The following is a 15,076-nucleotide window of genomic DNA, read 5'->3' as shown; positions in this document are numbered from 1 at the left end:
GGGCTCAGGCTCAGGCGCCTGCGAGTAGGACTAGGAGCGCGAGCAAGACCAGCACCGCCGCGGCGATACCGACCACGATCAACGCGGTGCGGGTCGTCGGATCCAGGCTCAGGCCGCCGCCCTGTGCGGGAGGGAAGGGTTGCGCAGACGCGAGGACGGGCTCCTCGTTGAAGAGGTCCTGCCCGGTCGCGGCGATACGGATGCACCACGGGCAGCCCTGCAGGTGCGAGCCATAGGTGTGGCGTGGACGATCCCTACAGATCTGGACGCGGCTCCGTTCGGTGTCCAAGGCGCGTAGCCAGTCACGTGCCGTGGGCCTTGCGGCAGGGTTCATGACGCCCGCTCCGAAGGCCGCGCGAGCCAGCTCCAGGAGCGCCGGTGGCAGAACCACGGGATCGATGACGCCGCGCGGCACGATGACCTGCTGCGGCAGCACGACGTAGGAGCAGCTTGCGGCGATGTTGTCCGCGACGGTTGCCTCCGAGTCGCTGTCCCTGCGTACCCCGCCGAACGGGTGGTTGCCGCCCGTCAGCAACTGATAGATGAGGACGGCCAGGGCGAAGTCATCTGTGGCAGGCGAGGCCGGGCTGCCCTTCTGCCGTTCAGGGGCACTGTAGTCGGCGGTCTGCATGAGGCAGGGAAAGTATTCGCTCGTGACCGGATCTGTGAACGCGATGGAGTCGCAGTCGAGGAACGTCACGAACCCGTCGCCGTCCACCACGACGTTGTTGCTGGAGAAGTCACCGATGACCAGGTGCTCCTGGTGCATGCGGGCCGCCATGAAGGCGAGGTTCCAGCTGATGCCGAGCAGGAATCGCCAGTCGGCGCGTTGCGGGAAGTGCCGGAGCCGTGTCGAGCGCCCGAACAATGCCACCAGCTGCACATGGTCGGGCTCGCCGAACTTCGGCATGGCGTAGCCGAGGAATTGGCCGCTTGGGCTACGGGCCACCTGCGTCGGCCACGCCAATTCGGGGGGCTGCGACGAGTGAGTGGGGCGGCCGCCCAGGGGCGCCATGGTCAGCATCCGCTCGAGGCGGCGTTCCTGGTCGGCTCCGGGCGGCTCGCGGTAGAGCTTGACGACGATGCCCTCGTTCGAGATGACGGGGAACACGGCCGCCTGGCCACCGGCCTTGAGCGGACGGTCGGTGAGCTTCGCCGGCTCGCCGTTGAGGAGCACCGCGGGGCCCGGCCCGGTCACGGGTGTGCTGCCCACCGGCCCGGTCATGATCGCACCGCCCGCAGGAGGGTCTTGTCGTCGGCGTTGACGGCGGTCACCTTGTCGGAGCGAAGGAAGGCGGCCAGCGCCTCGGTATCGCCGTGGGGATCGTCTCCCGCGCGTTCCAGGGACGCGAGCATGGTCGAGGCGAACGAGGCGTTCGGAATCTGTGACCTCCCGTAGGAGTTGGTCAGCGCTGCCTGGGCCAGACCGTCCGTGGACAGCAGAACCCCGTCGACGCCGGTGTCACGTACGCACGCCGTACGCACCCACTTGTCGGCGTCAGAGGACGTCAGGAAAACGGTCTCGTTGCTGTATTCGCTCACTTCCGGTGCCGTCGGCAGGAGATGGAACTGCGGCGTGCCGTCCTCGGTGCCCGCGCGCAGCACGACGAAGCCGTCGCCGACGCTCAAGTGACCGATCCAGGTCGGAGCGATCACCACCACGGTGAGCGTGGCGGCGAAGTCGTCGGGGGCTTCGGCGGTCTCGTGCAGGAACTCGTCGCGCACGTCGCGGAAGGCCGTGCGCAGCAGCCCGTGAACGGTCGCGGCGTCCGAGCGGCGGCCGGACACGGTCCTGCCGAAGTGGTCGGTGGCCAGCTTGACCGCGATCTTGGAGCCCTCGGCCGACCGGGGGCGGCTCCCCGCGCCGTCGGAGACCGCCAGCACCGTCACGGGCCCGCTGTCGTCGGCGTTCCAGGCGTCCTGGCAGGGCACGCCGTCACGCCGGTGCCGGTAGCCCGTGACACTCAGGCCGTGCACCCGCCATGCCGTACGCCGCTCGCCGCGTCCGTTCACGTTCCCGGCCTCCCGGCTCAGTGTTCCCAGGCCGGCCGCTGGGTGAAGCGGCTGAAGATCTTCTCGAAGACCTCGTCGCCCGCGCCCTTCTGCTCGGCACTGGCGCTGGCCGACATCATCTGCAGGAGATCCCGGAACGGAAAACCTTCAAGCCGCGCGTTGAACTTGGGCGCGAGGGCCTCCAGAACCTGCGCGCCATGGGACGTGACGCCGCCGACGCCGATGGCGTACAGCCGGAAGCGCCGTTCGTCCTGCTCGCGCGACAGGACGGGCACCAGCCGCCGCCAGCGGTCGGTCGGATGACCCTGCTGGTCGGTCGGGATGCCGTCGGTCACCAGGCAGATCTGCGGGCGGAAGTGCTGGAGCCCTGACTGCCGAAGCTCCTGCTTGCGCGCCATCACGATCTGCATCGCCAGCTCCAGCGCCTCGGTCATCAGCGTGACGCCGGACGCCATGAGCTGCGGCGGCTGGAAGGCCCCGGCCGACACGAACGGGCTGACCCGCGCCTGCGGAGGCAGCGGATACGGCCCCTGCCAGGCGTTGACGCCCTGGCCGCCGAACGTGATGACCGCGATCTCGACGCTGGCGCTGAGGCTCACGTCGTCGCGCAGGTCGCGCGTCCAGGAACGGAGCGCCTCGTTCAGCGACTCGATGGGGGTTCCGCGCATGGAATGGGACGTGTCGAGGCAGAGCACGAGCGGGAGCCGCTGCGCGTTGTTGCCGATCTCGATGTGGGCGAAGTCCGCCGGCGCCCCTGACGGCCCTTGCGGTTGGCTGCGGCCGCCGTGAGGTTGCTGGTCACGTCGCATGTGCTGTACTCCCCGTGTTCCGTTGTCGTTCCGCGGTGCCGCCGGTCGCTCCTCGGTCCGCTGTGCGTCTGCTCGCTTCTCGGTCCGCTGTGCGACTGCTCGCTTCTCGGTCCGCTGTGCGACTGATCGCTCGTCGATCCGCTGGGCGGCTGATCGCTCCTGGTTCGGCTGGGCGGCCGGCCGATCGTCGTCCGGTGGTCATTGGTCTATGGGGCGGTGGTCGATGCGCCGGCCGGGACCGGGGCCGTCGCCGGGCCGCGGGCCTGATCGCGTTCGCGCCGGACGTGCGAAGGCGAAGAGGATCTCGGCGTCCTGGCCCGTCCCCTCGACGACGTCGACGTTGTCGCCCAGCGCGGGCGGCGGCGCCACCCGGTCGGCCCAGACGGCGCGGTAGAGGCATTGGTCGAGCTCGACGTAGCCCTGGGGGTGAAGCGCGGTGCGCACGGTGGCTGTGCGCTTGGGGCCGGGCGGCATCGCTATCCGGCGGCTCTCCCATTGGGCCGGGACGGCCGGAGCCGGGGCCGGTCCAAGGTGGGAGGCCGGATTCATAGGCATCGCGGGCGGAAGGCGCCCTTGATGTGTCGTGGTCTCCGTACCGGTGGCATAGGCGGGACGGCGGGCACTTCCCGAGTTTCGGCGCACCATGAGGAGCAGCCACCCGAGCAAGGCCAGGACGACCCCGAAGGCGACCAGGAACCAGAAGGTGGAATGCCCGCCGCCATCTTCCCGGCCCTGGCTCTCACTCGGCCCTTTGTCCAGGATGTTCGTGGCGAGACCGGCCTCGATGAGGTTCTGCCCTGACTGCCGGGGGTTCTTGCCGATGGCGTCGCAGATGCGGTCACAGAGCTTGGCGTCCTGGAGCGCCTTCATCGCGTCCGGGGGAAGCGCGCTGACCGTGATGTCAGGAGAGACGAGGCGATTCTCTTTTCTCGCGAGCACGAGCAGAACGGTCCCGCCGGCACCGGTCTCCGCAGCCGGCCCCGGCTGCCCTGGCTGGCCCGGCTGGGGAGGGGCCTGGTCGTCCTTGCCGCGAGCAGGGAACTGCACCCCGAAATTGCCGTCCTTGAGGTTCTGCTTGAACTCTCGCCAGGCGTTCGGATCGCTGATCGGCTTGTCGATCGGCAGCGGTGCCGTGAGGGTGGCGGTGACCGGCTTTCCCTTCGCGTCCGACGCCTGCTTCATCAGGCAGGGCAGCCGCGCGCTGTAGCCGCCCCCGCAGTCGTCCGCCGACGAGGCCGACACGGCATTCCCGGGTGGCAGCAGAGCGAAGATCAGCATTGCGAGAAAGGTCCCCCGGATCGCAGTGCTGAAGATCCCCTGACCCATGGTGCCCCCTTTGGGTCGTGAAGGCTCCTGATTGTACGACAAGACCTACATAATGCGCCTGATCAGTTTCCCGCATTCGGCACGAATTTCTAGAGCCCGAAGACCTGATGACACCGCGTGAACATCTGCCGCACCTGGGACAGCCAGTGATCCGCGAGATCGTCGAATACCGGCTGGCTCATCTGGCTGGTCAGCGGCAATACGCACACCCCGGCCAGGAAGGGATGGGGCCCGCGCACGTCCCACACGGAGAGCATCGGGATGAGCTGCTCGGTGTTCCAGGCGTTCGCCGCCGCCGCCGCGAGCGCCAATCGATCACGTTCGAGCGAACGGTCGTCGGTGATGAACGCGACGAGCAATCTGCTGGCGGTCGTGAATCGCATCGTGGCGACGCGGTCCGCCTTTGGAAGATCGATTTCCACGCTGACCGAGGACGATTCGGTCGTGGCGCGAATGCCATTGCGCGTGGCCCAATTCTCGATCATCCATTGCCAGTGCGCGCCCACCTCCAGGGCGGCCTGCCCGCCGAACGCCTCATGACCTGCCACGCGACACCGCCTCACTGACCATCTGGTCGGTCAGCCCGGCGTCGAGGAGCGCCTGGGCATGCAGGAACAGCAGGGAGCGCATCGAGGTCCCGGCCTGCGAGCCGCCCTTGGCGGCGAGTTCCTCGGTACGGGTCCGGATCCGCTCCGCGACCGCCGGCGGCGGCCAGGCCGCCTCGCCGTGCAACTCGTCCAAGAGATCTTCCAGGCTGGGCCGCTCCGCGGCGGCCTTGCCGAGACAGCGCCCGATCAGGTCGCGCAACCCCGGCGGCACCTGGTCGAGGGACGGCGGCTGGTGAACGATCCGGTACATGGCGCTCGTCCCTTCCCCGAACGGGGTCTTGCCGGTCGCCGCGAACGCCAGCACGCCGCCCAGCGAGAAGACGTCCGAGGCCCAGGTCACCTGCCCGCCCCTCATCTGCTCGGGCGACATATAGGACGGCGTGCCGATGATGAGGCCCTCCCGCGTCATCCGCGTGTCCTCATCGGAGAGCGAGATCCCGAAGTCGATGACCCGCGGCCCGTTGTCGGCGAGCAGGATGTTCGACGGCTTGAGATCCCGGTGCACCAGCCCCGCGGCGTGGATCGCCAGCAACGCCTCCGCGAGACCGGCCCCCAGCCTTCGCACGACCGGCTCCCGGAAGGCCCCGGACGCCTGGACGACCTCCGTCAGCGACGGCCCGGGCACGTACTCGGTCGCCAGCCACGGCGGATCGCCCTCGGTATCGGCGTCCACCACGGCCGCGGTGAAGGCCCCGCTCACCGACCGCGCCGCGTTCACCTCGCGCTTGAAGCGCTTCTGGAAGGCCGGATCCGACGCGTACTCGGGCCGCACGACCTTCACCGCCACGTCGAGCCCGCCCGGCGACCGGCCGAGGTACACCCACCCCATCCCGCCCGACCCGAGCCGTGCGATGATCTTGTATGGCCCCACCCGCTGGGGGTCGCTCATCGGCGTCCGCACTCCGTCACCCCGTCCCAGAGCCACCGCTGTGGATACGCCGAGTTTGCCTGGGATCACGCGGCAGGGCCATGCATCACCCCCACAACGGCCAACGATGGCCTCCCTCCGCCAGCCGCGACAGCGCGGACGCATGGCTCAGCGGAACCGTTGACACGAGACGTGACCACAAGTGGCTCAGCTCATTGATAGACAATTATCCCGGCCCTCTGCATGGCGTCGAGTGGCGCGAATTGCTGATCTTGGCAATTCTCGGACGACCGGCCCTATTGAGTGCTTAGATGTCAGGAGCCTTCGGTACGCGGCACAGAGGGGCGCCTGTCATGGTTTTTGGTAAAGGACGTCAGGTTCAGGGCGTGGAAGCCGAAGTCCATCACCTCCGAGCTCAGAACCAGGCTCTCTACAATGACAACGTTCAGCTGAACGCATGGATCGATCGAGTCGGCGTCATGCAGTACCGGGACGTGGCCTTGGGCATCGAGCGGCTGCGGGCTGAGGCCGAGGCCATGCGCGCCGGGGCCGACCAGCAGATCGCCCACTGGTGGGCGGAGGCGCAGGCCGGGCAGGCGAGGGAACGGGATGCGGCGAAAGCGCAACTGGCCGCGGAGCTCGCGGATCTCTCTCGCCAGAAGGCGCATCTCCAAGAAGAGGTTCGCGGTCTGGAGCGCAAGCTGTCCGCTGCGCGAAAGGACATCGTCGAAACCGACGACATCGCGTTGCTCCAGTCGGCGGGGGTGTACCAATTCCAGCATCCGCTCGACGACGCCGTCGCCTACAAGGACGCTTTGGCCGGCCTTCGGCGCGACATGAAGAATATGGTGCGGCAAGGAGACGCGGTCACCGCGACGAACAACTGGCTCGTGGACGGGTCGGCGGCCAAGGGCCGCAAGATGGTCAAAGAGTTCTCCAAACTCATGCTGCGCGCGTACAACGCCGAAGCCGACAACCTGGTACGGACGATGCGGCCGCACAAGCTCGCCTCATCCCGCGAGCGTCTCGACAAGGCCGTGACCGCCATCGAGAAGCTCGGCGCCATGTTGATGATCAAGGTTGACCGCGGATACCACCGCCTCCGGATCCGTGAACTGCAGCTCGTGGCCGACTACCAGGCGAAGGTGGAGGAGGAGAAAGAGGCAAACCGTGCCGCGCGCGAGGCCCAGCGGGAAGCCGAGAAGGCGCAGCGCGAGCTGGAGCGAGAGCGCGAACGGCTGCTCAAGGAGCAGGCGCATCTGCGGCGTGCGCTCGAGAGACTCGAGCCAGGCGCGGCGGGCGTCGCGGAGATCCGGGCGAAGCTGGAGGAGCTCGGGGGCGCGATCACCGACGTTGAAGCCCGCGAGGCGAACATCCGCGCGGGCTATGTCTATGTGATCTCCAACTATGGCGCGTTCGGAGAGAACATGGTCAAGATCGGGATGACGCGGCGGCTGGAGCCGATGGACCGGGTACGGGAGCTCGGCGACGCGTCGGTGCCGTTCCGGTTCGACGTGCACGCCATGATCTTCAGCGAGGACGCGGTCGGGCTCGAAGGTGAGCTGCACAAGGCGTTCGCCCGGCAGAGGGTGAACCAGGTCAATCTGCGGCGCGAGTTCTTCTACGCCACTCCGGCCCAGGTCCGGGCGAAGCTCGCCAAGATCTCCGGAAACCATCTCCTCGAATACCGCGATACCGCGGACGCCGAGGAGTGGCGGGCGAGCGGGAGCCGGAGCGGCTGAGATCCCGTCCCCTGGCTCGTACCGCCGCTCGGTGGGAGTCTGCGTAGGCGCATTCCGCGCTTCAGGGGAGAAGTCGTCATGAGCGTACTGTCCACCAGGTTCACCGAGAAGTTCGACATCGCGTACCCGTTCGCCTGCGCTGGGATGGCCTTCGCGGGCGGTACTCCTGATCTGGCGGTCGCGGTCACCGGCGTGGGCGGCATCGGCGCGGTGGGGGCCGGCCTCACTCCGCCGGACGTGCTGCGGCGCATCATCCAGGGGATCCGGGAGGGCGTCGGAGCGGCGCCGTTCAACGTCAACCTGATCACGTACTTCGACAACGCCGAGCTCGTTCGCGTGTGCGCCGAGGAGCGGGTGCCGATCGTCTCCTATCACTGGGGGCATCCGCCGGGCGATCAGCTCAAGCAGCTGCGCGAGGCCGGGGTCTCGGTGTGGGAGCAGGTCGGCTCCGCGGACGCGGCCAAGCTCGCCGTCGACGACGGGGTGGAGGTCATCGTCGCTCAGGGGTGGGAGGCCGGCGGGCATAACCTCGGTGGCTTGCCCACCATGGTCGGCGTTCCCGCCGTCGTGGACGCGGTGGGGGAGCACGTGCCGGTCCTGGCCGCAGGCGGGATCACGGACGGACGCCAGGTCGCCGCGGCTTTGTGCCTGGGGGCCGATGGTGTTTGGGTCGGGACGCGGTTGGTCGCCTCGGCGGAGGCCAACGTCAATCCCGAGCACCACCGGCGGTTGCTCTCGTCGTCGGGGGAGGACGCGGTGCTCAGCTCGATCTTCGGCCCGGAATGGCCGGAGTTCAATCCGATGCGGGTGCAGCGCGATCGTGTGGTGGCCGAGTGGAACGACCGGCTGGACGAGGTGCCGACCGACCGCGACGCGCTCGAACAGGTCGGCACGACGGTGCTGGGCGGAGCCGAGACCGTGCTGCGCAAGTTCAGCGTGCTGCCGCCGACACCCGAGACAAAGGCCGACTGGGAGGAGATGCCCTGGCTGATGGGCCAAGGAGTCGGGCTCGTCCACGACATCAAGCCCGCCGCCGAAATCGTCCGCGAGATGATGGACCAAGCCGAGCGTGTGCTGACCCGGTTCCAGTCCGGACAATGAGCGCTGCCGGGATGCGCGACTCTTGGAGTCTCCTCTCAACCCGGTGAACCATGGCACATCGGGCGTTCGGTCGTAGCAGCCGAGCAGGGGCACCTCGAACGTTCACGAACGATCAGGGCGCTGCTCCTTTGGCCCGGGTGAGTATTTCTGAGGTCGATGCGAGGACCAGGTTGAGCATCGCGGTGAGTCGATCTTGGCGAGTCTTTGTCAGGAAGGGCCAGACGAGCAACGAGGGAAGTAGAGCCAGTGCGAGCAGGGCCGGCACCAGGAGTGCGGTGGCGGCGACGAGGCTTCGTCCGGTCGGAGGAAGGATTGGCCAGCTCATGTTCGGGCCTCCTGGCCGTTCGCGATGCGTCGGCGCCCCGGCATCAGGCGCCCTCCGGAAGGGAATCGAACTGGCCGAGGATTTCGGTGAGCGTCTTCAGGGTCTTGTCCGGCCTCATGGCGGTGACGCATACCTTGTTCATCACTTGTACGTAGGCGTCGACGTCTTCCGATCTGTCAAGGTAGAGCGCGCTTGTGAGCTGCTCGACGTAGACCACGTCGTTGAGCCCGGGATGGGCGAACCGCAGAATCGTGAAAGGGGCGCCCGTGGTCGCATGCCGGCCGACTGAGAGCGGCATGATCTGAAGGGCGACGTTCCTTCGGTTGAGCATCATGATGAGGTGCTCGATCTGACCGCGCATCACGTCGCGTCCACCGACCGGGTGGCGCAGCACCGCCTCGTCCACGATCGCCCACAGCCTCGGGAAGCGTTCCTGCCTGGCCATCTGTGCTTGCAGGCGGCGCTGTACGTCATCGTCGGTGAGGTTCGGGTGACTGAGCCGTAGCACTGCGCGGGCGTACTCCCTGGTTTGCAGAAGGCTGGGGACGAACTGCGTCTCGTAGGAGCGGATAAGCGAGGCGGCCTCCTCCAAGCCGAGGTAGACCTCGAACCAGGAGGGCAGCACTTCGCTGTAGTGATGCCACCACCCTGGGCTGTCGACCTCTGCCGTCAGATCGAGCAGGGCCGCTCGCTCTGTGGAGTCGGTGATGCCGTACAGCGTCAGCAGGTCGTCGACGTCGCGTTCCCTGAACCCGATCTGGCCCACCTCCATCCTGCTGATCTTGGAGGGTGAGCTGCGGATTTCGAGACCGGCGTGCGTCGTGGAGATACCGCGTGCTTTCCGCAACATGCGCAGTTGTGAACCCACCAGCATGCGACGCACCGTCGGACCGACGCGGTGTGGACGGTCGATCCAGGGGACGATGGCGGGAACGGGCTCGGCTGCGGCGAGAGCCCGACTCCCGGTGACCGGTGCCTGGCTCGTGCATGATGTGGTTCCGTCCCTGGACGGGAATTGGAGGATTTGATCTCCACCGACCAGCTCGTGCAGGCGGCGCTGTACCTCGGCATCGCCCAGACAGGGATCCACGGTGTCATCGACTAGGTCGAGGACGTCAGAGAGAAGGTCGGCCAGATCAAGGCCGTCGGTGGCATCAACGCGGGTCTTCTCGTGGAGCGACGCGCGGAAGACCTCGTCATCGTGACTCACCGGATTCCTCCTCCCACAGTTGGCGGCACGCCGGATGGTCGCCTGCCTTGCGGAGTTCGCGTTTGAGTCGTTCTCGGGCGAGCTGCAGATTCTTGCGGACGTTCGGCTGCGTCTTGCCCAGATACTCAGCGGTCTCAGCCGGGGTGAGGCCGTCGAAGACATGCGCCATGACCTCCCGTTGGGCTGGAGGCAGACGCTCAAGTAGTTGCAGGACCCATTGCCGGTCCGCCCAGATGTTCATGGAGGCCTCGTGGCCCTGCTCTTCCGGGCAGAGATCGAGGGGGTCGGCTTGGTGCCGCTGCTCGCGCCGTTTGATCTTCAGCAGATCGTGGAAGGCTGCGCGACGCGCCCATGCGAGGGGCTGCCTAAGGTCATCCCATCGTTTCCACGCCTCGAGCATGACCTGGTCGACGGTCTCGGAGGCCTCGTCCCAGGTGGCCCCCAGCGCCAGGGCCGCTTTGATTAACGTGGCGTAGTGCCGGTGGTAGAAGTCCTCGAAGGACGCCGGGGCGTCCCCGCCTGGCGGACCTGCCGCATCCGGCTGCGCCACCGGCGAACCTCCCGCTCGAACCGTCCCTTTCGTCTCTAAGGTCCCGCTCCGGCGTTGAGCGTGAAGAAGAAACCGAGACTGTTGTGGCGTCAGGAACGGTGAGCGCGCTGAGTGGTGGCCGGGCACCGGTGAGGGGTGCCCGGCCGGGGTGTTTTAGGAGGTTTTGCCTAGGGCTCGGGTCAGGATGGCGGCGGTGGTTCCGAAGATCTTGGGGTCGGAGACGCCGTCTTCGGCGTCGCGGTGGCTGTAGATCGCGATGATCAGGGGGGCGCCGGACGGGGGCTGGACGACGGCGATGTCTCCGCCCGTCCCGTAGTAGGAGCCGTGGCCCGTCTTGTCAGCGATGAGCCAGGTGTTCGGGAGGCCGGCCCGGATGTGCATGTTGCCGGTGTAGTTGCCTCGCATCCAGTTGAGCAGTTGCTGCCTGTCCTGCGGGGCCAGGGCGGATCCGAGGGTCAGCTGGCGGAGGTCGTTCGCCATGGACGCCGGGGTGATGGTGCCCTTCTTGTCGCCCACCTTCCAGTAGCTGTGGTCGGGCTCGTAGCGGTCCTGCCGGCTGACCTTGTCGCCCAGCGAACGGTAGTAGCGGGTCATTCCGGCGGGGCCGCCGATCTGCTTGAGGAGCAGGTTCGCGGCCGTGTTGTCGCTGGTGGTGACCGTCGCCTGGCACAGCTGCGAGACGGTCAGGCCGCCCACCGGGCTCCTGCCCCAGCTGGTGATCGGGGAGTTGGCGACGGTCTCCTCCTTGGTCCAGCGCAGGATCCGGTTGAGGAGGCCGGGGTCGGACGTGCGGGCCTTCTGGAGGATCGCGCCGCAGAGGGGCGCCTTGAACGTCGAGTCGCTCGGGAAACGCTCGTTCGCCCGGTAGGAGACGACCCTGCCCGTGCCGGTGTCGATGGCGTACGCGCCGATGCGCCCGTTGTAGGACTCTTCGAGCTTCTTCAGTTCCTTGGTGACATCGACCTTGGCCTGGCTGCTGCTCGCGGTGCGCGTGGCGGTGGTGTCCTGTGCGGTGCAGGCGACGCCGGTGAACATCGTCGATATCGCTATGGCGGAGATGCCCAGCTTGGCCCGGAGCCGCTGGGAGCGGATGTGCTGCATGGTGTCCCAGCAGACCAGAGGGGCTCGCTTGATGTCCAATATTGGTATTGGTCAACGATCGATATCCAGTTGGATATGAGTTCGGGGTGGCCGGCCGCTTTTGGGGTCCGGCAGTCCGAGTAATGGCCTGGTTCGGTTCTGTGACCGGCGTTTGTTGCTAGCAGCCAGCGTCCGCCCCGGCCATATGGAGGATTTACACAATCGACGGTGGTCATGGTTGAGACTCGATAATTTTGCGTTGGAAATTTTTAGAGCTTGACATCTGGTAAGGCGTGATGACCCCCAGGTCATCGCGTTGATCATTTATATGTGACGAGGCGGATTTTCGCCTTTTGGGGCGGGTGGGCATAGGCAGTGCTAAACGTGCAGTTGTTGATTGTTTGATTAGCAGACGGGGATATCGGTGGAGGAATCCCGTCGTTGTGGCGGAGGGGGTTTTCAGGGCCCGTATCGCATGTCAGAGTGACGCCTGTGTCCCTCCCATGGAGGTAGAAAGACATGCACAGGTCGATGATTTTGGCCAGATTTTTCCCACCCACTTTCGTCGCTGCGTTCAACGCGCTCGGTATCCGGGCGACCACGAATTGCGGAATGGAGGGTGGCCAGTGGAGGAGTTCGACGTCGTCGGCGCGGGGCTGGGGCCGTCCAATCTGAGCCTGGCCGCCCTGGCCGAACCGCTGGAGTTCCGGGCCCGCTTCTTCGAGGCGGAGGAGTCGTTCCGGTGGCACTGCGGGATCATGGTCCCGGGCGCTCAACTGCAGGTTTCCTTCCTCAAGGATCTCGTGACGCTGGTCGATCCCAGCAACCCCCTCTCGTTCCTCGGCTACCTCGCGCAGGAGGGCCGGCTCTACCGGTTCCTCATCGCGAATGCCGACCGGTGCTCGCGGCAGGAGTTCGAGCGCTATTACCAATGGGCCGCCGATCAGCTCAAGAGTGTCCGGTGGGGGCATCGTGTGGAGCGGGTGGATCTGCGTGACGGGCTGTTCGAGGTGCGGTGCGCCGACGCCGAGCCGGTCGCCACTCGCAATGTCGTGCTCGGCTCGGGGCGCAAGCCTGTCATGCCCCCCTTCGCCGCCAAGTTGCGGGGGTCGTCCGTCCTGCACAGCAGCGAGCTGATTCACGCCGCGCCGGTCGTCGGCGGACGGGATGTCGTCGTGGTCGGCGGCGGGCAGAGCGGGGCGGAGGTCGTCAATCATTTGCTTTCGATTGATGCCTTGCCGGCCTCATTGACTTGGGTGTCGAGCCGGGTCGGTTTTCTGCCGCTGGACGACTCGCCGTTCACCAATGAGTGGTTCCATCCGGCGTATGTTGATCACTTCCATGGGCTGCCGGAGGAACGGCGGAGCATGTTGCTGGCCCGGCAGCGAATGGCGAGCGACGGCGTCACCGAATCCTTGCTGCGCGACATCTACCGGCGCCTGTACGAGCTCGACGTGCTGATGCCGGCACGGTTCCGGCACCGGCTGCTGGCCTGCCGGCGGATGGTCGATCTCCTGCGCGAGGACGACGGCCGCCTGGTGGTGGCGCTGCAGGACGACGACACCGGAGCGATCGAGACGTTCGGCGCGGACGTGGTCATCTGCTGCACGGGCTACCGGTCCGAGTTCCCCGAGTACCTGGAGCCTCTGCGGGGACGGCTGCTCGACGGCGACGGCCGGCTGCGGGTGCGGCGGGACTACTCGCTGGACTGGGACGGGCCCGGCGACCTGCGGCTCTACGTCCAGAACGCGGCCGAGGGCAGCCACGGCATCGCCGACGCCAACCTGAGCCTCGCCTCCTGGCGGAGCGCGCGGATCATCAACTCCATCCACGGGCGCACGGTGTACCGGATCGAGGACGAGCAGGCGACCCTCGCTTGGCACGTTCCCGGCGCCGGCGGGCCCGCGGCCCACGAACCGGAGGTGCGGGCCCTGTGAACGAGCCGGAGAGGATCGGCTACCGGACACCCGAGCGCTACGAGAGCGGGATGGTGATCGAGGAGGCCGCCGTGGGGGAGTGGCCGTTCAAGGCCTCGCGGTTCGAGGTGCCGCCCGGCCGCACGTCGGAGCTCGACCTGCATGACGTCGCGGAGCTCTGGATGGTGCGGTCAGGCACCGGGACCGTCGTGTCCGGAGACGCGCGGATGGACGTGGGGCCGGGCGAGATGGTCTACCTCGCCAGCCGCGTGCCGCACCAGATCACCAACACGGGCGAGGATCGGCTGCGGCTGTTCAGCGTCTGGTGGGCCGCCTCGTGACCGGCCCGGCCGCCGGCGGCGCGACCGCCCCGGAAGGCGGCGCGACCGCCCCGGAACGCGGCGGCGTGACCGCGGATCTGGCCGTGGTCGGCGGCGGGGTGATCGGGGCGTTCGTGGTGCACGAGGCGCTGCGGCGGCACCCCGATTGGCGGGTGGTGTTGCTGGAGCGGGCCGCGATCGGCGCGGGCGCCACGGCCTGGTCGGCGGGGGTGAGCTTTCCGCTCGCCGCCACCGCCGAGCATCGCGAGCTCGTGCGGGCAGGTCGTGAACGGTACGCGGCGCTGCGGGATCGTGCCGCGGGCCCCTTCCTGCGGCCCGTGCGGATGATCTACGTGATGCGCGGGAGCGGGCTGGGGGCGTTCGGCGGACGCGTCGTCGGGACGACGCTGCGCCCCACCACGCCGGACGAACGCGAACGTGTCACCGGGATGATGCCCGACCTGCGCATCGACGCGGACGAGGTCATGGTCACCCATGACGGCGAAGGCTTCGTCGTGGCGGCGCGTCCGCTCGCGGAGGCCCTGGTCACCGAGGCCGCCGGGCACACCGAGGTCCAGCTCGGGCAGCGCGTCGACGGCGTCGAGGCGACCGGCGACGGCTATCGGCTGCGGACCGAGCACGGTGAGTGGAACGCGCGCCGCGTCGTCATGGCCTGCGGAGCGTGGACGCCGCCCGTGGACGGACTGCCGGACGCCCCGGGCGCGCGCCGGAAGAGGATCGCGGCGCTGCATGCCCGGCTGCCGGTGAGCCTGGACGACCCCCTCGTCTACTTCGTCGACGATGACCTCTTCCTGGTGCCGCTGACCGCCGGTGTGGCGCTGGTGAGCTTCTACCGGAACGAATGGGACACCGATCCGGAATCCTGCGACGGCCGGCCCAATGCGGATGACCTGCGACAGGGGCGGGCCGCGTTGGGCCGGCGCAGCCCCGTGGCCGCCGCGGCGGCCACGGGCGGCCGGGCCTTCTGCGACCTCTACACCGATCACCGGCTGCCGGTGGTCACGACCTCACCCGAACGCCCCGGGCTCGCCGTCGTGCGCGGCGGCTCCGGCTCGGGCGTGCGGCTCGCCCCCGGTCTCGCGGCCGAAGCCCTCGACGCCCTCGACGCCGCGTCCGACAAACCCGCCGCCCCCGACGAGCCCGCCACGCGAGAGCCCGCGCATCACTGACGACATCATCGACATCCG

Annotated in this window: 14 protein-coding genes; 5 read left to right on the top strand and 9 right to left on the bottom strand. The window is 67.9% G+C overall.

The features are described 5' to 3' along the window. Window positions 1-10 precede the first annotated feature (10 nt). The 6 genes from ACGFNU_RS17645 to ACGFNU_RS17620 form a co-directional block, all read right to left on the bottom strand. Window positions 11-1,225 (bottom strand): hypothetical protein, encoded by a 1,215-nt coding sequence (locus ACGFNU_RS17645; RefSeq protein ID WP_392594718.1) that lies wholly within the window; start codon window positions 1,223-1,225, stop codon window positions 11-13. Beyond that, window positions 1,222-2,013, bottom strand: coding sequence for a PP2C family serine/threonine-protein phosphatase (locus ACGFNU_RS17640; protein ID WP_392594716.1), 792 nt, complete (start codon window positions 2,011-2,013; stop codon window positions 1,222-1,224). Before ACGFNU_RS17640 ends, ACGFNU_RS17645 begins: the two co-directional genes overlap by 4 nt. A 17-nt stretch (window positions 2,014-2,030) precedes the next feature. Next, window positions 2,031-2,822: a VWA domain-containing protein gene (locus ACGFNU_RS17635; protein ID WP_392594714.1), complete on the bottom strand. Its 792-nt coding sequence runs from the start codon at window positions 2,820-2,822 to the stop codon at window positions 2,031-2,033. Between the two features lie 198 nt (window positions 2,823-3,020). After that, entirely contained in the window at window positions 3,021-4,100 is a 1,080-nt protein-coding gene (locus ACGFNU_RS17630) for a hypothetical protein (protein WP_392594712.1), read from the bottom strand. Between the two features lie 137 nt (window positions 4,101-4,237). Continuing rightward, window positions 4,238-4,696 (bottom strand): hypothetical protein, encoded by a 459-nt coding sequence (locus ACGFNU_RS17625; RefSeq protein ID WP_392594710.1) that lies wholly within the window; start codon window positions 4,694-4,696, stop codon window positions 4,238-4,240. Further along, window positions 4,683-5,645: a serine/threonine-protein kinase gene (locus tag ACGFNU_RS17620; protein WP_392594708.1), complete on the bottom strand. Its 963-nt coding sequence runs from the start codon at window positions 5,643-5,645 to the stop codon at window positions 4,683-4,685. The genes ACGFNU_RS17625 and ACGFNU_RS17620 overlap by 14 nt, the downstream gene beginning before the upstream one ends. A gap of 332 nt (window positions 5,646-5,977) precedes the next feature. Here ACGFNU_RS17620 and ACGFNU_RS17615 point away from each other — a divergent pair, with 332 nt between their 5' ends. Next, on the top strand, window positions 5,978-7,366 hold the full coding sequence (locus ACGFNU_RS17615) for a DUF4041 domain-containing protein (RefSeq protein ID WP_392594706.1): 1,389 nt from the start codon (window positions 5,978-5,980) through the stop codon (window positions 7,364-7,366). Between the two features lie 78 nt (window positions 7,367-7,444). Next, window positions 7,445-8,467: an NAD(P)H-dependent flavin oxidoreductase gene (locus ACGFNU_RS17610; RefSeq protein ID WP_392594704.1), complete on the top strand. Its 1,023-nt coding sequence runs from the start codon at window positions 7,445-7,447 to the stop codon at window positions 8,465-8,467. Between the two features lie 368 nt (window positions 8,468-8,835). On the opposite strand, the gene ACGFNU_RS17605 is transcribed toward ACGFNU_RS17610, so the two are convergent. From ACGFNU_RS17605 to bla, 3 genes are all read right to left on the bottom strand, one after another. Further along, a complete protein-coding gene (locus ACGFNU_RS17605) occupies window positions 8,836-10,002 on the bottom strand; it encodes a helix-turn-helix domain-containing protein (protein ID WP_392594702.1) in 1,167 nt (388 codons plus the stop codon). Then, window positions 9,989-10,552: an RNA polymerase sigma factor gene (locus ACGFNU_RS17600; protein ID WP_392594700.1), complete on the bottom strand. Its 564-nt coding sequence runs from the start codon at window positions 10,550-10,552 to the stop codon at window positions 9,989-9,991. Before ACGFNU_RS17600 ends, ACGFNU_RS17605 begins: the two co-directional genes overlap by 14 nt. A 153-nt stretch (window positions 10,553-10,705) precedes the next feature. Then, complete coding sequence (gene bla, locus ACGFNU_RS17595; protein WP_392594698.1) at window positions 10,706-11,653, bottom strand: class A beta-lactamase; 948 nt, start codon at window positions 11,651-11,653, stop codon at window positions 10,706-10,708. 605 nt (window positions 11,654-12,258) lie between these two features. On the opposite strand from bla, the gene ACGFNU_RS17590 reads away from it, so the two are divergent. Genes ACGFNU_RS17590 through ACGFNU_RS17580 form a run of 3 tightly spaced genes read left to right on the top strand, consistent with a single transcriptional unit; the run spans window position 12,259 to window position 15,058 of the window. After that, a complete protein-coding gene (locus ACGFNU_RS17590; RefSeq protein WP_392594696.1) occupies window positions 12,259-13,569 on the top strand; it encodes a lysine N(6)-hydroxylase/L-ornithine N(5)-oxygenase family protein in 1,311 nt (436 codons plus the stop codon). Next, window positions 13,566-13,889 (top strand): cupin domain-containing protein, encoded by a 324-nt coding sequence (locus ACGFNU_RS17585; protein WP_392594694.1) that lies wholly within the window; start codon window positions 13,566-13,568, stop codon window positions 13,887-13,889. The genes ACGFNU_RS17590 and ACGFNU_RS17585 overlap by 4 nt, the downstream gene beginning before the upstream one ends. After that, on the top strand, window positions 13,886-15,058 hold the full coding sequence (locus ACGFNU_RS17580) for an NAD(P)/FAD-dependent oxidoreductase (protein WP_392594692.1): 1,173 nt from the start codon (window positions 13,886-13,888) through the stop codon (window positions 15,056-15,058). Before ACGFNU_RS17585 ends, ACGFNU_RS17580 begins: the two co-directional genes overlap by 4 nt. The last annotated feature ends 18 nt before the right edge of the window (window positions 15,059-15,076 follow it).

Source organism: Spirillospora sp. NPDC048911 (genome assembly GCF_043198015.1).
GTDB lineage: Bacteria > Actinomycetota > Actinomycetes > Streptosporangiales > Streptosporangiaceae > Spirillospora.
The sequence above is the reverse complement of the archived record's forward strand: the minus strand, read 5'-3'. Positions and strand labels throughout refer to the sequence as shown.